Raw genomic sequence first — 19,737 nt, 5'->3', positions numbered from 1 at the left:
AGGCGCGCATTGAGCGACCCGGTGCATTTCGACCAAGGTGAGCTGGTGGCGGTTCTGACGACCCAGCCGCTGGACCGGACGTTGGATTACAAGGCGCCCGAGGGGGGGTGTTTCCTGGGGGCCTTCGTTGAGGTGCCGCTGGGCCCGCGCAAGGTTCTGGGTGTGGTCTGGGGCGCGGGGCGCGGAGATTTCGACCGCAGCAAGATCCGCTCGGTCCTCCGGGTGCTGGACGTGGCGCCCATGCGCGAAGAGATGCGCCTGTTCCTGCAGCGCGCGGCCGATTACACGCTGACGCCGATGCCGGCCATGCTGCGGCTGGCTACCCGCGCGCCCGGGCTGGGCGACCCGCTGTCGATGCGCAAGATCTATCGGCTGGGCAGCGGCACGCCCGACCGTATGACCGATGCCCGGGCCCGGGTGCTGGAAGTGCTGCGTGACTATGGCGGGCTGGCCTTTACCCTGAAGGAACTGGCCGAGATGGCCGGGGTCACCTCGTCGGTCGTCAAAGGTTTGGTCAAACAGGGCGCCGTGCGCGAGGAGGACAGCCCCCGCGACCTGCATTATCCGACGCTGGATCCGGACCGGCCGGGTAAGGCGCTGACAGCCGATCAGACCGCTGCCGCCGACACGTTGCGCGCAGCACTGCGCAGCGGCGCCTATGGCACCACGCTGCTGAAGGGCGTGACCGGGTCGGGCAAGACCGAGGTTTACCTTGAAGCGGTGGCCGAAGCGCTGCGCATGGGCCGGCAGGCGCTGGTGCTGCTGCCCGAGATTGCCCTGACCGCCGAGTTTCTGACGCGGGTCGAGGAGCGGTTCGGCGCGCGCCCGGCCGAATGGCATTCCGGTGCCACGATGACTGAACGCCGCCGGGTCTGGCGCATGGTCGGGCAGGGCGATGCGCAGATGGTGGTTGGCGCGCGGTCGGCGCTGTTTCTGCCGTTCCGCGATCTGGGCCTGATTGTGGTGGATGAGGAACACGACACCTCGTACAAGCAGGAAGACGGCGTGCATTACAATGCGCGCGACATGGCGGTGCTGCGGGCGGCAATCTGCGGGTCGCGGGTGATCCTGGCCAGTGCCACGCCCTCGCTGGAAAGCTGGGCCAATGCCGAGGCCGGCAAGTACGACCGGTTGGACTTGACCTCGCGCTTTGGGGCGGCGGTGCTGCCGGACATGAAGACCATCGACATGCGCGCCGAGAAGATGCAGCCGGGCACTTGGATTTCCCCCAGCCTGCGCCAGGCAGTTCAGGCGCGGATCGAAAAGGGCGAACAGTCGCTGCTGTTCATCAACCGCCGTGGATATGCGCCGGTGACGCTGTGCCGGGCCTGCGGCGAACAGATCGCCTGCGACCACTGCGATGCGCGCATGGTCGAACACCGGTTCCTCAAACGTCTGATGTGCCACCAGTGCGGCGAGACCAAGCCCATGCCCGAGGCCTGCCCCGCCTGCGGGGTCGAGGGCAAGCTGGCTCCGGTCGGCCCCGGCATCGAACGTCTGGCCGAAGAGGCCGAGGCGACCTTTCCCGACGCCCGCATCGCCATGCTCAGTTCCGACCTGTTCGGCTCGGCCCGGGCGCTGAAGGCCAAGATCGAAGAGATCGCCGAGGGCGACGCCGATATCGTCATCGGTACGCAGCTGGTGGCCAAGGGGCACAATTTCCCGAACCTGACGCTGGTGGGGGTGATCGACTCGGATCTGGGCCTGCACGGGTCCGACCTGCGCGCGGCCGAGCGGACCTTTCAACTGATGCGGCAGGTGGCGGGCCGGGCCGGGAGGGCCGACAAGCCGGGGGCGGCGCTGCTGCAGACCTTTCAGCCCGAACACCCGGTGATCCGCGCGATCCTGTCGGGGGACGAGGAAGGGTTCTGGCGGGCCGAGGCCGCCGGGCGTCAGGCGGCCGGGGTGCCGCCTTATGGCCGGATGGCGGGGATCGTGCTGTCCGGCCCCGAGGTCGGGCCCGTCTTTGACATCGGCAACGTATTGGCGCGCAATGACGCGCCGCTGCGGCAGATCGGGGCACAGGTCTTTGGGCCTGCCCCGGCACCGATTGCCCGTATCCGCGGGCGGCACCGGGTGCGGCTGCTGGTCAAGGCGCCCAAGGGGGCGCCCATCCAGGACGCCATCGCCCGCTGGATCGCACCGCTGCGCCTGAAGGGCGACATCCGCCTGACCGTCGATATCGACCCGCAGAGCTTCTACTAACCCTGCATCAGCGCAGACCCGGTGTGCACGGGGGATTTCCTCTCGCCAGCCGGGCGGATTGGGCGTAGAGAACTCTCATGCTGAAACCGATGCCCCTGTCCCAGGCCCAGAGCCTGCCGTTCTGGCGCCGCCCCGTCACGTTGCTGTTCGTGATGGCGCTGACCATGCCGATCGCCTTCAACGCGTGGAGCGCACTGCTGAACAACTTCGTGATCGAAGTCGCGGATTTCGACGGGGCAGACATCGGCCTGCTGCACACGGTGCGCGAAATCCCGGGCTTTCTGGCCGTGGGCGTGATCGCGGTGATAATTTTCGTGCGCGAGCAGGTGCTGGCCATGATTTCGCTGGTGCTGCTGGGTGTGGCCACGGCAGTGACGGCCTGGTTTCCCAGCCTCGGCGGGCTGCTGTTCGTGACCCTGTTCAGCTCGATCGGGTTTCACTACTACGAAACGGTGAATCAGTCGCTTCAGCTACAATGGCTGCCCAAGGACCGCGCCCCGCAGGTGCTGGGCTGGCTGGTGGCGATGGGATCGGCCTCGACGCTGGTGGTCTATGGGCTGATCGTGCTGACCTGGGACCGGTTTGATCTGTCCTACAACACGGTCTTCATGGCGGCTGGAGGACTGACCGCGGTGCTGGCGTTTTTTTGCCTGATCGCCTATCCGCAATTCGATGCGCCGACACCGCAGACCAAGAAGATTGTGCTGCGCCGCCGCTACTGGCTGTATTATGCGCTGCAGTTCATGGCGGGCGCGCGGCGGCAGATCTTCGTCGTGTTCGCGGGGTTCATGATGGTCGAGCGCTTTGGCTTTGAAGTGCATCACCTGACCAGCCTGTACCTCATCAACCTGATCATCAACATGGCCGCAGGCCCTTTGCTGGGCAAGGCCGTCGCGGTGTTTGGCGAGCGGCGCACGCTGATCTTCGAATATCTGGGCCTTGCTATCGTATTTGCGGCTTATGGTGGCATCTACTGGTTTAGCTGGGGCGTGCTGCTGGCGGCCATTCTCTACGTCATCGACCATGTGCTGTTCGCGCTGGCTTTGGCGCTCAAGACCTATTTCCAAAAAATCGCCGACCCGGCCGATATTGCCCCCACCGCGGCGGTGGCCTTCACCATCAACCACATCGCGGCGGTGTTCCTTCCGGCACTGCTTGGCCTGTTGTGGGTCGTGTCGCCGGGGGCGGTGTTCGGTCTGGCCGCGGGCATGGCGCTGATCTCTCTGGCACTGTCGCTGCTGATCCCGCGCCACCCAGAGCCGGGGAACGAGACCATCTTTTCGAAATACGCCCCCGCACCGGCCGAATGACACCCGGGACGCTTGACCTCGGCGGCTGACGGCCCTAGGCGCAAAGGCGGTTTCTGCAGGAGGTTCCCATGCCCACATTCACCGCCCTGACCACCCTGAAAGGCAAAGCCGCAGCCGAAAGCCTGGGCGAAGCGATGGAGCGTCTGGATCCCGAACCCACCGGCGTGGGCGTCTTCGAGGTCGAGGACGGTTCGGGCCTGTGGGAGGTCGGCGGCTATTTCACCGAAAGCCCTGACGAGGCCGCCCTGGCCCTGCTGGCCGCGGCCTTCGAGGCCAAGCCCTTCGTGGTGTCGGAACTGCCGGAAACCGACTGGGTCGCCCATGTCCGGCGCGAGCTGGCCCCGGTCGAAGCCGGGCAGTTTTTCGTCTATGGCAGCCATGACGCCGACAAGCTGCCCGAGGGACGCATCCCGCTGCTGATTGAGGCGGCGATGGCCTTCGGTACCGGGCACCACGGAACGACGCTGGGATGTCTGCGGGCGCTGGACAAGCTGATTGAGACTGGGTTCGAGGCCGGCAAGGTCGCCGATATCGGCTGCGGTACGGCGGTGTTGGCGATGGCGGCGGCGCGGGTCTGGGACGGTGACATCCTGGCCAGCGACATTGATCAGGTCGCCGTCGACGTAGCCGAGGCCAACCTGAAGGCCAACGGCATGGCCGGGGCCGTCCGTTGTGTCGAGGCTGCCGGATTTGACCATCCCGACCTCCAGGCGGCGGCGCCTTACGATCTGATTTTCGCCAACATTCTGAAGGGACCGCTGGTGGCCCTTGCGCCGGAGATCGCGCAGAATCTGCACGGAGGCGGACATGCGATCCTGTCGGGAATCCTCAACGAGCAGGCCGACGAAGTGGAATCGGTTTATGCACGAAACGGGTTCAATACGATGGATAGGTCAATGATTGGTGAATGGACGACGCTAGTCTTAACCAAACAGGGCGCAAATTAGACCATTTGCAGGAGTTTTGTGGATTTTTGCCACGGTTTTGACGCATTCTCTTTCTACCGTCATCCAATGAATTTGGGGGGCGGTTTTTGGAGGCTGCCATGACAGGAAAACAACTTGAATTCGATCAGCGCGTTCATCGGCTGACAAAGAAACACAACAAGATGAGCCGTGGCTATCGCGCGACCATGCGCAAAGATGGTCTGGTCGTCATGAAACCCCAGCGGGTACGCTCGGCGGTTCCGGCCAAGGTTCTGTTGCTGTGCCTGTGCGGATTTTTTGCTTTCAAAGCGTTCCTGCTATCCAATCTCGGCCCGACCGGATACCAGTATCGGGTGGATGCCCTGAACGAAGGTACATCGGTTGAACAGGCGGGCGCGTGGATCATGCAGATCGATCCATTGTCGCAGGCCCTTTCGACACAGCTGAACAAGATTCTCTACTGAACTCTCTCTCCTAAAGAGCCTTCAAAAGACAAAAACACCGCGTACCTTTCGGTCCGCGGTGTTTCTGTGCTGCCCCGAGGGAGGATAGGGGCGAGAGCGGGTGGTTTCAGTACAGACGGCGGCGGCCAGCAGCGACTTCGTCGATGTCACCGCGGCACAGGCCGATATCTTCCAGTTCACGGTTGCTCAGACCGATCAATGCATTGCGCGTCACGCGTGCGTCGTTCCAGGCGACAACGGCGTTCACGACGGATGCCAGAAAGGCGCCGATACGGCCGACGAGGCCAAACGAGCCAATCGAGGCGCGGGTTGTGTCAATTGCAGCCATATCCTGCTTCCTTCTGTTCAGTGTTGACGTTTGAATGTCGAATTCTCGGGCCAGTTAGTGATGTCGGATTGACCTTGCAAGTGCTGAAACTGCATGTGTCCTATGCAGTTTTTGCAATGCTTCGAAAATGATGAAAGTCCCTTAAATTATTGGTGAAAACTGCTTTGGGAATGTGTCGGTTTCAGACTTTTTGGGGTCGCAATGCGTCCGAACTGTCGCGGACGGGACAGGCGTGTCGCATTTGGGCGTCGGATCAATTTTATTGGAAAATGTTCACGCTTCGTGCTAATCGAGAGAAAAGACAATGAAAACCCGAGCAGGCCGAGGCACAACATGCGAATTCTGGGCATTGATCCGGGGCTGCGCACCCTGGGATGGGGCGTCATCGAATCACATGGCAGCCGACTGAGCCATGTTGCCAACGGCCTGTGCAAATCCGACGGGGATGATCTGGGCGAGCGGCTTTTGTCGCTGCACAACCAGATCGTCGAGGTGATCGCCGAACATCAGCCCGACCAAGCAGCCATCGAACAGACCTTCGTCAACAAGGACGGCGCCGGGACGCTGAAGCTGGGTCAGGCGCGCGGAGTGGCGTTGCTGACCTTGGCGCAGGCTGGGTTGCCGGTGGGCGAATACGCGCCCAACCGGGTCAAGAAAACCGTAGTGGGCGTGGGGCACGCCGAGAAGGAACAGATTCTGCATATGGTCAAACTTCAACTGCCGGGATGCCAGCCCAAGGGGGCCGACGCCGCGGATGCGCTGGCGATCGCGATTTGCCATGCGTTCTACGGGGCGACGCCGCAGGCCCGCATCAAACAGGTGGCCACATGATCGGCAAGCTGACCGGACGCATCGACTATCGCGCGGCGGATCATCTTCTGATCGACGTGCGCGGGGTCGGCTACATCGTCTATTGCTCGGACCGGACCATGGCGGCCCTGCCCGGGGTGGGCGAGGCGGTCTCGCTGTACACCGATCTGGTTGTGCGCGAGGACCTGATGCAGCTTTATGGCTTTCTGTCGCTGGTCGAGAAAGAATGGCATCGGCTGCTCTGCTCGGTTCAAGGGGTGGGGGCCAAGGTGTCGCTGGCCATTCTCGGCGCGCTGGGGCCGGACGGGGTCAGCCGGGCCATCGCGCTGGGCGATTGGGGCGCGGTGAAGGCGGCCAAGGGTGTCGGGCCCAAGACCGCGCAGCGCATCGTGCTGGACCTGAAAGACAAGGCGCCCGGCGTCATGGCGATGGGCGGCACGGTGACCGAGGCGATGGACGGCCCCGTGGCCGAGGTGGTTGAACCCGCAGACCCAGCGCCGGTCCGGGTGCGGGCCTCGAAACCCGGTGCGGGTGCGGCGTCGGCGGGTGCTTTGTCGGCGCTGTCGAACCTGGGCTATGGCCCGTCCGAGGCCGCATCGGCCGTGGCCGAGGCCGCCGCCAACCTGCCCGATGCCGGCGAGGCCGAATTGATCCGCGCGGCGTTGAAACTGCTGGCTCCGAAAGGCTGAATGAATGGTTGATGCCGACCCGACCCTGCGCCCGCAGCCTCTGCCCGAGGACAACGATCGCGCCTTGCGCCCGCAGGGGTTGAACGAATTCATCGGCCAGGCCGAGGCACGGGCCAATCTGCGCATCTTCATCCAGTCGGCCCGCCAGCGGAACGAGGCGATGGACCACACGCTGTTCCACGGCCCTCCGGGCTTGGGCAAGACGACGCTGGCGCAGATCATGGCGCGCGAGCTTGGGGTGAACTTCCGCATGACCTCTGGGCCGGTTCTGGCCAAGGCCGGGGACCTTGCGGCGATCCTGACCAACCTCGAAGAGCGCGACGTGCTGTTCATCGACGAGATTCACCGCTTGAATCCGGCGGTGGAAGAGGTGCTGTACCCGGCGATGGAGGATTTCGAGCTGGATCTGGTGATCGGCGAGGGCCCCGCGGCCCGCACCGTGCGGATCGAGCTGCAGCCCTTTACCTTGGTCGGGGCGACCACGCGGATGGGCCTGCTGACCACCCCTCTGCGCGACCGGTTCGGCATTCCCACCCGGCTGCAATTCTACACCGTGGAAGAATTGCACGAGATCGTCACCCGCAATGCCCGCAAGCTGGGCGCGCCGGCCGATGACGACGGTGCGCGCGAGATCGCGCGCCGGTCGCGGGGCACTCCCCGTATCGCCGGGCGGCTGCTGCGGCGGGTCGTGGATTTCGCCATCGTCGAGGGCGACGGCCGCATCACGCGCGAATTGGCCGATGGCGCGCTGACGCGGTTGGGCGTCGATAATCTGGGCTTGGACGGCGCCGACCGCCGCTATCTGAAACTGATCGCCGAAAATTATGGCGGTGGCCCGGTGGGGATCGAGACCTTGTCGGCCGCCTTGTCCGAGAGCCGCGACTCGCTGGAGGAAGTGATCGAGCCCTATCTGCTGCAACAAGGCCTGATCCAACGCACGCCGCGCGGCCGGATGCTGGCGCAGAAGGCCTGGACGCATCTGGGCATGACCGCGCCCAAGGGACAGAGCGACCTGTTCGGTTGAAGCCGCCGGCCTCAGACTTTAAGGCTGGGGCGAGAGAATCTTCAAAAGACGAAGGGCAGGGCGTGACACCCGAAGAGATCCAGGCGTTGTTTAACCGATCCGATGGCGCGTTCCTGTTTGCGCGTTGGGGACGGCCCATCGTGCCGATCGTATTTGGTGTCGAAGACAGGACGCTAGCAACGGTCAAAGGCGCGTTCGAGGCGGTGGTTGCACTGGCCGGCCATAAGATGGCCGAGACCGACCCCGAGTTGGGCGCCAACTGCATGGTGTTCTTTTTTAGCGATTGGGCCGAGCTGCTTGAGGTGCCTGACCTTGACCGGCTGATACCGGACCTCGCGCCGCTGGTCGAGCGGCTCGATGCTGGCGGAGCCAACCAGTATCGAGCATTCAGGTTCGATCCGGACGGCGCGATCCGTGCTGCGTTTGTCTTTGTGAGGATGGACCGTGAGCTGTCGAAAGTGTCGGCCGAAACGCTGGCGTTGTCGCAGGTCGTTCAGACCATTCTTTTGTGGTCGGACACAGCCTTCCGAGAACGCTCGCCCCTGGCCGTGGCGGGCGACACGACGATCCTGCGGCCCGACATTGCCGCGCTGATCCGCGCCGCTTATGATCCGGTTTTGCCGGCGGTGGCGCGGGACCCGTCCCATGCGCTGCGGCTGTTCGCACGCATGGAGCCGACGCAATGAAGCATGTCTTTCCCGTCCGCGTCTACTACGAGGACACCGACATGGGGGGCGTGGTCTATCACGCCAACTATCTGCGCTATATCGAGCGCGCCCGGTCGGATTGGGTGCGCAACCTGGGCAATGACCAGAACGCAATGCGCGAGGCTGGTATCATCTGGGTCGTGCGGAGGGTCGAGGCCGACTATCTGGCGTCTGCGCGGTTCGACGACGAGTTGCTGGTTGAAACCGAGGTCGTCGCGATCTCCGGCGTGCGACTGACCATGGCTCAACTCATCCGGCGCGGCGAGACCGAAGTCTTCCGCGCGACCGTGACGGCCGTTTGCGTCAATCAGGATGGCCGGCCGATCCGGCTCCCGGCAGAGATTCGCGCATTGCTGTAACAATTTGCTCAGCCCCTGTGGTTCTGTTGGCAATTTGCCCCTAACTACGCTAGCGTTTGGCAAAACAAGGCCAATCAACGGCTGTCAGGCAAAACAAAGAGCAGGTTCATGGAAGCTGAAACGCTGGCGCTGGCGCAGGAGATCGATTTCTCCATGTGGGGGCTGTTCGCCCGTGCGACATTCATCGTGAAAGTGGTGATGCTGATCCTTGTGGTCGCATCCTTCTGGTCATGGTCGATCATCATTCAAAAGCTCATCACCTATCGCAGCGCGCGACGCGAAGCGCAGGTGTTCGACGAGGCGTTCTGGTCGGGCAACCCGCTGGACGAGTTGTTTGAACAGATCGGAACGCAGCCGGATGGCAGTTCCGAAAAGATCTTCGCAGCCGGCATGATCGAGTGGCGCCGCTCGCACCGCGCCGACGGTGGACTCATAGCCGGCGCACAGGCCCGGATCGATCGTTCGATGGATGTGGCCATCGCAAAAGAGGCCGAAGGCTTGCAAAAGGGGCTTTCGATCCTTGCGACCGTGGGTTCGACCGCGCCGTTCATCGGCCTGTTCGGTACGGTTTGGGGCATCATGAACGCCTTCATCGAAATCGCCGAACAGCAGAACACAAACCTGGCCGTCGTGGCGCCGGGCATCGCCGAAGCTTTGCTGGCGACCGGGCTTGGCCTGCTGGCCGCAATTCCGGCCGTGATCTTCTACAACAAACTTAGCGCGGACAGCGATCACATCGTTGGCGGATACGAGGCTTTTGCCGACGAATTCGCAACCATTCTGTCCCGCCAGTTGGACAGCTGACATGGGTGCGGCGATCCAGCAATCGTCTGGCGGCAACGGACGACGCCGAGGGCGGCGGCGCGGGCGTGCGCAGCCGATGGGTGAAATCAACGTCACACCCTTTGTCGACGTGATGCTGGTGCTGCTGATCATCTTCATGGTCGCGGCTCCGCTGATGACCGTGGGGGTCGAGGTTGATCTGCCCAAAACTGCCGCCGGCGCTCTGCCCGGCGACAACGAGGAACCGCTGACCGTCACGCTGACAGCCGAAGGGCGGGTTCAGATACAGACCACCGAGGTGTCCCGCGACGAGTTGATCGGTAAGCTGCGCGCCATTGCTGCCGAGCGCAGCAGCGACCGCGTCTACCTGCGGGCCGATGGCGCCATTCCTTATGCGCAGGTCATGCAGGTCATGGGTGCGTTGAATGCCGGCGGGTTTTCGAATGTGGGCCTTGTCACCGATACTGGCGGGCCGGCGCTGGACGCGGGCGGAGAGTGAGGCTGCGCGGTGGATACCGGCACCAAGATTTCGGCGATTGCCCATGTGACATTGATCGGATGGGCCCTGTTCGGCGGCACGTTCCGATCCGAGCCGCTGCCTTTTGCAGTGCAGGAGGTGTCGGTGGTTTCGGCTGAGCAATTCGCTGCCCTGACGGCGCAAAGCGATGCGCCCGAAGTTCCGACGCCCCCCAACGCATTGGAAGATCCGATCGTACAACCCCCGGCACCCGAAGTGCCGGAGCCGTCGGTCGAAGAACAGCCGCGCCCCGAGCCGGCCACGCCACCTGAACCGGAGCCGGAGCCGCAACCCGAGGCAGTTGAGACTCCACCTGAACCCGAAGTGATCGAGCAGCCTCCGGTACTGGATGAACCGGAACCCGAGGTTGCGGTTTTGCCGGCGCTGCCCGAGTCCCAGCCCCGCCCGGCGGACAAGGTGGCCCCCGAACCCATCGCTCCGCCGCCACTGGATGCAAAGCCGGACGATATCGAAACACCGGCGGTTTCGCTGGATGAAGGGGCTGAGATCCAGCAGGAGCAGCAAGACCAGACCGCGCCCGAGGAAGCCACGGACCAGATCGTGACCGAGGCGGAAGAGGCCAAGGACCTGTCGCCACAAAGCTCGCCGCGTCCCCGGGTTCGGCCCAATCGGCCCAAGCCTGCGGAAACCGAACAGACCGCGACCGCCGAGCCTGTCGAACAGGCTGCGGAACCCGACGAGGCCGCGATCAATGACGCGCTGGCCGAGGCTTTGGGCGGTGCGTCCGAGCCGTCCGGTCCGCCTCTCACAGGCGGTGAAAAGGATGCGATGCGTCTGGCTGTTTCGCGGTGCTGGAATGTGGGCTCGTTGTCGACCGATGCGCTCAAGACCGTTGTGGTGGTCGGTTTCTCGCTGAACCGCGACGGCTCGATCGTTCCCGGCAGTCTGCAACTTCTGGATAGCTCCGGCGGCTCGGACGGGGCCGCAAAACAGGCATACGAGGCCGCCCGGCGTGCGATTTTGCGCTGCGGAGCAAAAGGATATGACCTTCCTGCTGACAAATACGAGCATTGGAAGGATATTGAGATCACCTTCAATCCCGAGAGGATGCGGATCAAATGATGAAACTTCTGACCAGCCTCTTCGTTGGCCTGACCCTTCTGTCGGCCCCCGTGTCTGCGCAAACCGGCCCGCTTCGGCTGGAATTGGATGAAGGCATTATCGAACCTTTGCCGTTTGCGGTGCCCAGCTTTGTACCGGACAGTCCGGCGGCCAGCCAATTTGCGGCTGACATCAGCCGCGTCATCGCCGAGGACCTGACCGGAACCGGCCTGTTCCGTGAGATTTCGCCGGATGCATTCATCAGCCGTGTCAGCAGTTTCGAAGCGCCGGTCCAATTTGCGGATTGGAAGGCGATCAATGCCGATGCGCTGGTCACCGGCGCGGTGAATGTCTCGGGCAATACCCTGTCCGTCCGGTTCCGGGTCTGGGATGTATTCTCGGGTCAGGAATTGGGCAACGGCCTGCAATTTGCCGGTACAACCGAGGGCTGGCGTCGAATGGCGCACAAGGTGGCTGATCAGGTCTACAGCCGCATTACTGGTGAGGGAGGCTATTTCGACAGCCGAGTGGCTTTTGTCTCGGAAACCGGCCCAAAGGATCAGCGCCGCAAGCGGCTGGCCATCATGGATTATGACGGGGCGAATGTTCAGTACCTGACCGACAGTGCCGCGATCGTTCTGGCCCCGCGCTTTTCGCCAACGGGCGATCGGCTGCTCTACACCAGCTATGAAAGCGGCCGGCCACGGATTTACGTTCTGGATGTTGGCCGGGTCAAGCGGCAGGAATTGCAGACTCAGGAAGGTACGATGAGTTTCTCGCCGCGCTTTTCGCCTGATGGACGCTCGATCGTCTACTCGCTGACGCAGGGCGGCAATACGGATCTGTGGAAAATGGATCTGGCATCCGGGCAAAGCGTGCGCCTGACCAATACGCCCGCAATTGAAACCGCGCCCAGCTATTCGCCTGACGGATCGCGGATCGTCTTCGAGAGCGACCGGTCCGGCAGCCCTCAGCTGTACATCATGCCGGCAAATGGCGGTGAGGCGACCCGCATCAGCTTTGGCCAAGGGCGCTATGGGACGCCCGTCTGGTCACCACGCGGAGATCTGGTGGCCTTTACCAAGCAGAACAAGGGCCGGTTCCATATCGGCGTGATGCGACTGGACGGTAGCGAGGAGCGGCTGTTGACCGCCTCGTTCCTGGACGAGGGGCCCACATGGTCGCCCAATGGCCGGGTCATAATGTTTGCGCGGGAAACCCAGGGCGCCAGCGGGCGTTCGACCCTGTACTCGGTCGACATTTCGGGCCGAAACCTGCGCCCCGTACGCACCCCGGACGGTGGCAGTGACCCGTCCTGGGGGCCACTGTTGAATTAAGAGACCGCCGGTCGCGCCGAAGTTCACAAGGCAGGCTGGCTGTGATAGACAGACGTCAATAAACAAACGGGACAAGAGGCAACAGAAATGAACGTATTGAGCAAGTTTGCGGCTCTGGGCGCGCTGGCGCTGGTGGCCGCATGTACCAACAACGATCCCTCGGCTTTGGGCGGTGGTGCCGGCGGCAACGGCGCAATCGTCCCGGGTTCTCCCAGCGACCCACGTTCGCCCGCCTATTTCCAGCAGGCGATCGGTGACCGGGTCCTGTTTGCCGTGGATCAGTCCACGCTCTCGCCCGAGGCGCAGACGATCCTTCAGGGGCAGGCCCAGTGGCTGTTGGCCAATACCGACTACGTCGCAACGATCGAAGGTCACGCGGATGAACAGGGCACGCGGGAATACAACCTTGCGCTGGGCGCCCGTCGGGCAAATGCGGCGCGTGAATACCTGATTTCTCGCGGTGTGGCCGGAAACCGTCTGCAGACGATCAGCTATGGCAAGGAGCGCCCGATCGAAATCTGTAGCACCGAGGAATGCTATTCCAAGAACCGCCGCGCGGTCACCGTGCTCACCGGTTCCACAACGGGGTAACAGGATGAGAATTGCGGGATTGGTTCTGGCGGCGGCTTTGACCCTTGCCAGCGGCGCGCAAGCGCAGGATCAGCAGACTCTGGCCGATATTCGCCAGGAACTGACGGTGCTGCATGTCGAAATCCAACGGCTCAAGCGCGAGTTTTCCACGACAGGCTCGCCCGCGCCGAACCTGTCCGGCAGTTCGATACTGGAACGCGTTGACGCCATCGAGGCCGAGTTGCAGAGGCTGACTCGGCAGACCGAGCAGCTGAATCAGCGTGTTCAGAATGTCGTGACGGACGGAACCAACCGGATCGGAGATCTGGAGTTCCGTCTCTGCGAACTGGAACCCGGTTGCGAGTTCACTGGCGAAGACACACCGACATTGGGTGGAGATAGCGACACAGCGGCCATCACCGCTCCGGTGACGACGCCCGGCGATGCCGCCGGCGGCGACCAGGTCGAACTGGCCGTAGGTGAACAAGCCGATTTTGATGCCGCGTCGCAAGCCCTTGCGGACGGCGATTTCCAGACGGCGGCCGATCTTTTTGCGCAATTTGACAGCGCGTATCCCGGCAGCCCGCTGGCCCCCGAAGCCAATCTGAGGCGAGGGCAGGCCCTGGAAGGGCTGGGTGATACCCGCGAAGCGGCCCGGGCTTTCCTTGCCAGCTTTACTGGCGATTCCGAAGGGCCGGTGGCCCCCGAGGCGTTGTACGAACTTGGGGCAGCATTGGGCCGGTTGGGCCAGGTTGACCAGGCTTGTATCACGCTTGGAGAAGTCGGCGTCCGGTTCCCGTCGTCGGCCTTTGTGGCCACGGCAACCGAGGAAATGGCGTCGCTGAGCTGTTCTTGAGCTCACCAGCCGACACCCTTCCGAAGCGCGTCAGGGCACTGTTGCCCGAAACGCTTCCGTCGCGACTGGGCGTGGCCGTGTCCGGTGGAAGCGACTCGCTTGCATTGCTGCATCTTTTGGTCCGGATCGCCCGGGATGAAGATGTTCGGCTGTTTGCGGCCACTGTCGACCACGGCCTGAGGTCGGATGCGGCCGCCGAGGCCGCCAGTGTTTCCGAGACATGCGCACATTTGGGCGTGTCCCATGTCACTCTGAAATGGACGGGATGGGACCGGTCGGGAAACCTGCAGGATCAGGCACGGCAGGCGCGCTACGGCCTGCTGCGGGACTGGGCGGTGTCGCAGGACATTCCCGCGGTCGCTCTGGGGCATACCGCAGATGATCAGGCGGAAACCGTGTTGATGCGTCTCGGGCGCGCCGCTGGCGTGCGCGGATTGTCGGCCATGTCTTTTGCGCGCGATCTGGACGGGGTCACGCTATGGCGACCTGTGCTGGGTGAAACGCGCACCGCTTTGCGGGACTACTTGCGGGCTGAGGGGGTGCGATGGATCGAAGACCCTTCGAATCAGGACCTGCGCTTTGACCGGATCAAGGCCCGCGAGGCGTTGGGCCATCTGTCCGGCTTGGGGATTACGGCTGAAACTTTGTCCCGCGTTGCCGCGAACCTCGGGCGTGCGAACCGGGCGCTTGAGCATTTTGCGCAGGAATCCGCCCGCCGTGTTGCGAAAGAGAAAGCCTGTGCGGTGCGTGTGGATCGCGCCGGTTTTGCCGCGCTGCCTGAGGAAATACAGCGTCGGCTTGTAGTCGGTATCCTCCAGCGGATCACGGGTCCGGGGTACCCGCCGCGGCAAAGCAAAGTCGAGCAGGTCGTACAGGCCGTTATTGCGGGACGTTCGTCGACGTTGAGCGGTTGTCAAATCCTGACGGACGGGAATAGTTCGTGGTTTTGCAGAGAGCTGACCGCCGTTTCGGCATGCGTGGCCCGACCGGCCGAACTCTGGGATGGGCGTTGGATCGCGACAGGGCCGGACACGCCCGGAGCACAGATCCGTGCGCTTGGCGAGACCGGGTTGCCACAAGTACCCGACTGGCGCGCGACAGGGGTGCCGCGCATGGTGCTGATGGCCACGCCCGCCGTTTGGCTGGGCGACCAAATCGTGTCCGCGCCATTTGCCGGTTTTTTGAACGGATGGACGTTTGAAATGGACCCGAAATTCCCCGAGTTTTCGGCTTCTTTTTTATCGCATTGAACCTGCTTCAATCATCTCTATTTTAAGAGGCAACCCGGCAGCGCCTCATCTGCCGATGTCTTTTGGGAGAATTTTCTTGGGCAACGCTCGCAATATAGCCTTCTGGGTCGTTCTCTTCCTGTTGATCCTTGCACTGTTCAATCTGTTCAGCGGACCGGGAGGAACCCTCCAGAGCAATGAAAAAACCTATTCGGATTTCGTAAGCGCCGTCGAAGCAGGCGATGTAAAAGGCGTGACGCTGGATGGTGAGCAGATCCGTTACACAACCAGTTCCGGCGGAAATTTTGTCACGATCAAGCCCGGTGATGCCGAAGTCACCAAGCTGTTGATCGAGAAAGACATCCCCGTTCGGGCAGAAAAGCAGCAGCAGTCCGGCTTTCAGTCGTTCCTGATCACGCTGCTGCCGTTCCTGCTGCTGATCGGTGTCTGGGTCTACTTCATGAACCGGATGCAGGGCGGCGGCAAAGGCGGTGCCATGGGCTTTGGCAAGTCCAAGGCCAAGATGCTGACCGAAAAGCACGGCCGTGTGACCTTTGACGACGTGGCGGGCATCGACGAGGCCAAGGAAGAGCTGGAAGAGATCGTCGAATTCCTGCGCAACCCACAGAAATTCTCGCGCCTTGGCGGCAAGATCCCCAAAGGCGCGCTGCTGGTTGGCCCTCCGGGTACTGGTAAAACGCTGTTGGCCCGTGCAATTGCGGGTGAGGCCGGCGTGCCGTTCTTCACCATCTCGGGTTCGGACTTCGTGGAAATGTTCGTCGGTGTGGGTGCGTCCCGCGTGCGCGACATGTTCGAACAGGCCAAGAAGAACGCGCCCTGCATCGTCTTCATCGACGAGATCGACGCCGTTGGCCGCCACCGTGGCGCCGGATATGGCGGGGGCAATGACGAGCGCGAACAGACCCTGAATCAGCTGCTGGTCGAGATGGACGGGTTCGAGGCCAACGAAGGCGTCATCATCCTGGCTGCAACCAACCGCAAGGACGTGCTGGACCCGGCGCTGCTGCGCCCGGGCCGCTTTGACCGTCAGGTGACCGTCGGCAACCCGGACATCAAGGGCCGCGAGAAGATTTTGGGTGTTCACGCCCGCAAGACGCCTTTGGGTCCGGATGTTGATCTGCGCATAATCGCGCGCGGCACACCCGGCTTCTCGGGGGCTGACCTTGCCAACCTGGTGAATGAGGCCGCGTTGATGGCCGCACGTGTCGGTCGGCGTTTTGTCACCATGGAAGACTTCGAGAACGCCAAGGACAAGGTGATGATGGGGGCCGAGCGCCGTTCGATGGTGCTGACCCAGGACCAGAAGGAAAAGACCGCCTATCACGAGGCCGGCCATGCCGTGGTCGGCATGACCCTGCCGTTGTGCGATCCGGTCTACAAGGCCACGATCATCCCGCGCGGCGGCGCGCTGGGCATGGTGGTAAGCCTGCCTGAAATGGACCAGCTGAACTATCACAGGGACGAATGTGAGCAGAAGCTGGCCATGACCATGGCGGGCAAGGCGGCCGAGGTCATCAAATACGGTGAAGACCACGTCTCGAACGGCCCGGCCGGCGACATCATGCAGGCCAGCCAATTGGCGCGGGCCATGGTGATGCGTTGGGGCATGTCCGACAAGGTCGGCAACATCGACTATGCCGAGGCGCATGAGGGCTATCAGGGCAACACGGCCGGGTTCTCGGTTTCGGCCCATACCAAGGAACTGATCGAGGAAGAGGTCAAACGGCTGATCCAGCAGGGATATGACCGCGCCCATCAGATCCTGACCGAACACAAGGAAGAATGGGAGCGTCTGGCTCAGGGTCTGCTTGAATACGAAACTCTGACGGGTGACGAAATCAAGCGCGTCATGAATGGCGAACCGCCGAATGAGAGTGACGACGAAAGCGACAAGTCCGATCACGGCAATGCCGCGAGCGTGACGGCGATTCCCAAGACCAAGGTCAAGAAGACCCCGCCCGAGGGCGGGATGGAGCCTGAACCTTCGGCATGATACAACAGACCCGGCCCCAGAGCCGGGTCTTTTCTTTTCGGCCTTTCCATCAGGGCAGCGAGCGTTAGGCTGCAGCGAACTTTGATCCGCTGTCGAAAGGAAATGGCATGCCTGTCCTGCGTGAAACCGAATTCAAGGCCCGGGTCGTCTGGTTGGGCCACGTTCCCGCCGGGCACTCCCTGCGGGCTCAGCCGGTGCCGCAGCTCGACCTTGGGTTCCCGGGCGACATTGGCGCGCGTCATGAAGGGCTCAATCGACCATCCTGCGTGCGGGTCAAGAACCTGTACCCGGAAGGCACCGAAATCCGCAACGTGCGACAGCTGACGATCCTGGCTGCCGAGGAAATGGCGGCCATTGCTTCTGACATGGGCGTGGACCGGCTGGATCCGGCCCTTTTGGGTGCAAGCATCGTTGTCGAGGGCATTCCGGATTTCACGCATGTTCCGCCCTCGTCACGGCTGCAGGCGGATACGGGATTGACCATGACAGTCGACATGGAGAACCGCCCTTGTGTTCTGCCCGGACGTGAAATCGAAGCAGAGTCACCGGGGCACGGCGCCCGCTTCAAACCGGCCGCACAGGGCCGGCGCGGGGTGACCGCCTGGGTCGAACGGCCGGGACTTCTGAGGCTCGGAGACAGTCTGACCCTGTTCGTCCCCGATCAGCGCGCATGGGACCCAAAACAGACGGCGGTTTCCGATTAGATACGTCCGAACAAGGCCTACGCCGTTTCGCGGCCTGAAAATGTCGGAATCCACATCCATTCAAACCGTACACAACGGTATGGATTTGACAGCACCGACGCGCGGCGTCGGTTTTGCACGGAATTCAATCAGGGATCTTGCCCAATGAGCTACAAATCCGACATTGAAATCGCTCGCGAGGCGAACAAGAAGCCAATCCAGGAGATTGGTGCAAAAATCGGCATCTCGAGCGACGACCTGCTGCCCTACGGCCATGACAAGGCCAAGGTAAGCCAGAATTTCATCAACTCGGTCCAGGACCGCGAAGATGGCAAGCTGATCCTTGTGACTGCAATCAACCCGACGCCTGCGGGCGAGGGCAAGACCACCACCACCGTCGGTCTGGGCGACGGCCTGAACCGGATCGGCAAGAATGCGATGATCTGTATCCGCGAGGCCTCGCTTGGTCCGAACTTCGGCATGAAGGGTGGTGCGGCGGGCGGTGGCTATGCGCAGGTCGTGCCGATGGAAGAGATGAACCTGCACTTCACCGGTGACTTCCACGCCATCACCTCGGCCCACTCGCTGCTGTCGGCGATGATCGACAACCACATTTATTGGGGCAACGAACTGGAAATCGATACCCGCCGCGTCGTTTGGCGCCGGGTCGTCGACATGAACGACCGCGCCCTGCGCCAGATCACGGCCTCTTTGGGCGGCGTGTCGAACGGTTTCCCGCGTGAAGCAGGTTTCGACATCACCGTTGCGTCCGAGGTCATGGCGATCCTGTGCCTGGCCAACGACCTGAAGGATCTGGAAAAGCGTCTGGGTGACATCATCGTTGCCTACCGCCGCGACAAGACCCCGGTTTACTGCCGCGACATCAAAGCCGAAGGCGCGATGACCGTTCTTCTGAAAGACGCGATGCAGCCCAACCTGGTGCAGACGCTGGAAAACAACCCGGCCTTCGTGCATGGCGGCCCGTTTGCCAACATCGCGCATGGCTGCAACTCGGTCATTGCGACCAAGACCGCTCTGAAGGTGGCCGACTATGTCGTGACCGAGGCCGGTTTCGGGGCCGATCTTGGCGCCGAGAAGTTCATGAACATCAAATGCCGCAAGGCAGGCATTGCGCCGTCGGCCGTGGTGCTGGTTGCAACGGTTCGCGCGATGAAGATGAATGGCGGCGTGGCCAAGGCCGATCTGGGCGCGGAAAACGTCGACGCGGTAAAGTCGGGCTGTGCCAACCTGGGCCGCCATATCGAGAACGTGAAATCCTTCGGCGTGCCGGTCGTCGTGGCGATCAACCACTTTGTCACCGATACCGATGCCGAGGTTCAGGCGGTCAAGGACTACTGCGCCGAACATGGGGTTGAGGCGGTTCTGTCGCGGCATTGGGAACTGGGCTCGGAAGGATCTGCAGATCTGGCAAAAAAAGTCGTTGAACTGGCAGATGCCGGTACCGCGAATTTTGCGCCGATCTACCCTGACGAAATGTCCCTGTTCGAGAAGATCGAGACCATCGCCAAGCGCATCTACCGCGCCGACGAGGTTCTGGCCGATGCCAAGATCCGCAACCAGCTGAAGGAATGGGAAGCTGCCGGATACGGCAACCTGCCGGTCTGCATGGCCAAGACACAGTATTCCTTCTCGACCGATCCGTCGCTGCGCGGCGCGCCTACCGGCCATTCGGTTCCGGTGCGCGAGGTGCGCCTGTCGGCGGGTGCCGGCTTTATCGTGGTGGTCTGCGGTGAGATCATGACCATGCCCGGTCTGCCCCGCAAACCGGCGGCTGAGACAATCCGCCTCAACGACGAAGGGCAGATCGAGGGCTTGTTCTAAGCCGCTGAATAAGACATCTCGT

At 62.6% G+C, this 19,737-nt stretch carries 20 protein-coding genes; 19 read left to right on the top strand and 1 reads right to left on the bottom strand.

All coding sequences use genetic code 11. The features are described from left to right. The first annotated feature begins 9 nt into the window (after nucleotides 1-9). From ACR0CU_RS09710 to ACR0CU_RS09695, 4 genes are all read left to right on the top strand, one after another. Nucleotides 10-2,205, top strand: a complete 2,196-nt coding sequence (locus ACR0CU_RS09710) for a primosomal protein N' (protein WP_480642909.1) — start codon at nucleotides 10-12, stop codon at nucleotides 2,203-2,205. A gap of 77 nt (nucleotides 2,206-2,282) precedes the next feature. Then, nucleotides 2,283-3,515 (top strand): MFS transporter, encoded by a 1,233-nt coding sequence (locus ACR0CU_RS09705; RefSeq protein WP_170446934.1) that lies wholly within the window; start codon nucleotides 2,283-2,285, stop codon nucleotides 3,513-3,515. A gap of 68 nt (nucleotides 3,516-3,583) precedes the next feature. Next, a complete protein-coding gene (locus ACR0CU_RS09700) occupies nucleotides 3,584-4,462 on the top strand; it encodes a 50S ribosomal protein L11 methyltransferase (RefSeq protein ID WP_480642908.1) in 879 nt (292 codons plus the stop codon). A 98-nt stretch (nucleotides 4,463-4,560) separates the two neighbouring features. Beyond that, complete coding sequence (locus ACR0CU_RS09695; protein ID WP_093962787.1) at nucleotides 4,561-4,905, top strand: hypothetical protein; 345 nt, start codon at nucleotides 4,561-4,563, stop codon at nucleotides 4,903-4,905. Between the two features lie 106 nt (nucleotides 4,906-5,011). Here ACR0CU_RS09695 and ACR0CU_RS09690 read toward each other — a convergent pair whose 3' ends face one another. Beyond that, complete coding sequence (locus ACR0CU_RS09690; protein ID WP_480642906.1) at nucleotides 5,012-5,233, bottom strand: DUF1127 domain-containing protein; 222 nt, start codon at nucleotides 5,231-5,233, stop codon at nucleotides 5,012-5,014. 333 nt (nucleotides 5,234-5,566) lie between these two features. Here ACR0CU_RS09690 and ruvC point away from each other — a divergent pair, with 333 nt between their 5' ends. The 15 genes from ruvC to ACR0CU_RS09615 all read left to right on the top strand — a co-directional run bounded on the left by ruvC (nucleotide 5,567) and on the right by ACR0CU_RS09615 (nucleotide 19,715). Then, nucleotides 5,567-6,064 (top strand): crossover junction endodeoxyribonuclease RuvC, encoded by a 498-nt coding sequence (gene ruvC, locus ACR0CU_RS09685; RefSeq protein ID WP_149775764.1) that lies wholly within the window; start codon nucleotides 5,567-5,569, stop codon nucleotides 6,062-6,064. Further along, nucleotides 6,061-6,732 carry a Holliday junction branch migration protein RuvA gene (gene ruvA / locus ACR0CU_RS09680; RefSeq protein WP_170358156.1) on the top strand — a complete coding sequence of 224 codons (672 nt, stop codon included), beginning with the start codon at nucleotides 6,061-6,063 and terminating at the stop codon, nucleotides 6,730-6,732. The genes ruvC and ruvA overlap by 4 nt, the downstream gene beginning before the upstream one ends. Before the next feature lie 4 nt (nucleotides 6,733-6,736). Beyond that, a complete protein-coding gene (ruvB, locus tag ACR0CU_RS09675; RefSeq protein WP_170441469.1) occupies nucleotides 6,737-7,756 on the top strand; it encodes a Holliday junction branch migration DNA helicase RuvB in 1,020 nt (339 codons plus the stop codon). A gap of 62 nt (nucleotides 7,757-7,818) precedes the next feature. After that, the gene (locus tag ACR0CU_RS09670; protein WP_170446932.1) at nucleotides 7,819-8,442 is read left to right on the top strand and encodes a hypothetical protein; all 624 of its coding nucleotides are present in this window, start codon (nucleotides 7,819-7,821) and stop codon (nucleotides 8,440-8,442) included. Further along, nucleotides 8,439-8,822, top strand: a complete 384-nt coding sequence (gene ybgC, locus ACR0CU_RS09665) for a tol-pal system-associated acyl-CoA thioesterase (RefSeq protein ID WP_093962779.1) — start codon at nucleotides 8,439-8,441, stop codon at nucleotides 8,820-8,822. Before ACR0CU_RS09670 ends, ybgC begins: the two co-directional genes overlap by 4 nt. Nucleotides 8,823-8,930: 108 nt before the next feature. Then, nucleotides 8,931-9,626, top strand: coding sequence for a protein TolQ (tolQ, locus tag ACR0CU_RS09660; RefSeq protein WP_170337879.1), 696 nt, complete (start codon nucleotides 8,931-8,933; stop codon nucleotides 9,624-9,626). A gap of 1 nt (nucleotide 9,627) precedes the next feature. After that, nucleotides 9,628-10,104 carry a protein TolR gene (gene tolR / locus ACR0CU_RS09655; RefSeq protein ID WP_170446930.1) on the top strand — a complete coding sequence of 159 codons (477 nt, stop codon included), beginning with the start codon at nucleotides 9,628-9,630 and terminating at the stop codon, nucleotides 10,102-10,104. A gap of 9 nt (nucleotides 10,105-10,113) precedes the next feature. After that, nucleotides 10,114-11,205, top strand: coding sequence for an energy transducer TonB (locus tag ACR0CU_RS09650; protein ID WP_170370889.1), 1,092 nt, complete (start codon nucleotides 10,114-10,116; stop codon nucleotides 11,203-11,205). Continuing rightward, complete coding sequence (gene tolB / locus ACR0CU_RS09645; protein WP_093962775.1) at nucleotides 11,202-12,521, top strand: Tol-Pal system beta propeller repeat protein TolB; 1,320 nt, start codon at nucleotides 11,202-11,204, stop codon at nucleotides 12,519-12,521. The genes ACR0CU_RS09650 and tolB overlap by 4 nt, the downstream gene beginning before the upstream one ends. 87 nt (nucleotides 12,522-12,608) lie before the next feature. Further along, complete coding sequence (gene pal / locus ACR0CU_RS09640) at nucleotides 12,609-13,112, top strand: peptidoglycan-associated lipoprotein Pal (protein WP_093962774.1); 504 nt, start codon at nucleotides 12,609-12,611, stop codon at nucleotides 13,110-13,112. 4 nt (nucleotides 13,113-13,116) lie between these two features. After that, nucleotides 13,117-13,947: a tol-pal system protein YbgF gene (gene ybgF, locus ACR0CU_RS09635; RefSeq protein WP_170362914.1), complete on the top strand. Its 831-nt coding sequence runs from the start codon at nucleotides 13,117-13,119 to the stop codon at nucleotides 13,945-13,947. A gap of 41 nt (nucleotides 13,948-13,988) precedes the next feature. Further along, entirely contained in the window at nucleotides 13,989-15,197 is a 1,209-nt protein-coding gene (gene tilS, locus ACR0CU_RS09630; protein ID WP_254437563.1) for a tRNA lysidine(34) synthetase TilS, read from the top strand. Between the two features lie 76 nt (nucleotides 15,198-15,273). Further along, the gene (gene ftsH, locus ACR0CU_RS09625; RefSeq protein WP_093962771.1) at nucleotides 15,274-17,190 is read left to right on the top strand and encodes an ATP-dependent zinc metalloprotease FtsH; all 1,917 of its coding nucleotides are present in this window, start codon (nucleotides 15,274-15,276) and stop codon (nucleotides 17,188-17,190) included. 107 nt (nucleotides 17,191-17,297) lie between these two features. Further along, the gene (locus ACR0CU_RS09620) at nucleotides 17,298-17,894 is read left to right on the top strand and encodes an MOSC domain-containing protein (protein ID WP_170446926.1); all 597 of its coding nucleotides are present in this window, start codon (nucleotides 17,298-17,300) and stop codon (nucleotides 17,892-17,894) included. Nucleotides 17,895-18,038: 144 nt separating this feature from the next. After that, nucleotides 18,039-19,715 carry a formate--tetrahydrofolate ligase gene (locus tag ACR0CU_RS09615; RefSeq protein WP_170337521.1) on the top strand — a complete coding sequence of 559 codons (1,677 nt, stop codon included), beginning with the start codon at nucleotides 18,039-18,041 and terminating at the stop codon, nucleotides 19,713-19,715. Nucleotides 19,716-19,737: the final 22 nt, after the last annotated feature.

Source organism: Ruegeria sp. BC2, from assembly GCF_056539245.1.
The sequence above is the reverse complement of the archived record's forward strand: the minus strand, read 5'-3'. Positions and strand labels throughout refer to the sequence as shown.

Coding starts and splice junctions, on each gene's coding strand:
- ACR0CU_RS09705 (WP_170446934.1), top strand. CDS start 2,283: ATGCTGAAACCGATGCCCCTGTCCCAGGCCCAGAGCCTGCCGTTCTGG.
- ACR0CU_RS09700 (WP_480642908.1), top strand. CDS start 3,584: ATGCCCACATTCACCGCCCTGACCACCCTGAAAGGCAAAGCCGCAGCC.
- ACR0CU_RS09695 (WP_093962787.1), top strand. CDS start 4,561: ATGACAGGAAAACAACTTGAATTCGATCAGCGCGTTCATCGGCTGACA.
- ACR0CU_RS09690 (WP_480642906.1), bottom strand. CDS start 5,233: ATGGCTGCAATTGACACAACCCGCGCCTCGATTGGCTCGTTTGGCCTC.
- ruvC (WP_149775764.1), top strand. CDS start 5,567: ATGCGAATTCTGGGCATTGATCCGGGGCTGCGCACCCTGGGATGGGGC.
- ruvA (WP_170358156.1), top strand. CDS start 6,061: ATGATCGGCAAGCTGACCGGACGCATCGACTATCGCGCGGCGGATCAT.
- ruvB (WP_170441469.1), top strand. CDS start 6,737: ATGGTTGATGCCGACCCGACCCTGCGCCCGCAGCCTCTGCCCGAGGAC.
- ybgC (WP_093962779.1), top strand. CDS start 8,439: ATGAAGCATGTCTTTCCCGTCCGCGTCTACTACGAGGACACCGACATG.
- tolQ (WP_170337879.1), top strand. CDS start 8,931: ATGGAAGCTGAAACGCTGGCGCTGGCGCAGGAGATCGATTTCTCCATG.
- tolR (WP_170446930.1), top strand. CDS start 9,628: ATGGGTGCGGCGATCCAGCAATCGTCTGGCGGCAACGGACGACGCCGA.
- tolB (WP_093962775.1), top strand. CDS start 11,202: ATGATGAAACTTCTGACCAGCCTCTTCGTTGGCCTGACCCTTCTGTCG.
- pal (WP_093962774.1), top strand. CDS start 12,609: ATGAACGTATTGAGCAAGTTTGCGGCTCTGGGCGCGCTGGCGCTGGTG.
- ybgF (WP_170362914.1), top strand. CDS start 13,117: ATGAGAATTGCGGGATTGGTTCTGGCGGCGGCTTTGACCCTTGCCAGC.
- ACR0CU_RS09620 (WP_170446926.1), top strand. CDS start 17,298: ATGCCTGTCCTGCGTGAAACCGAATTCAAGGCCCGGGTCGTCTGGTTG.
- ACR0CU_RS09615 (WP_170337521.1), top strand. CDS start 18,039: ATGAGCTACAAATCCGACATTGAAATCGCTCGCGAGGCGAACAAGAAG.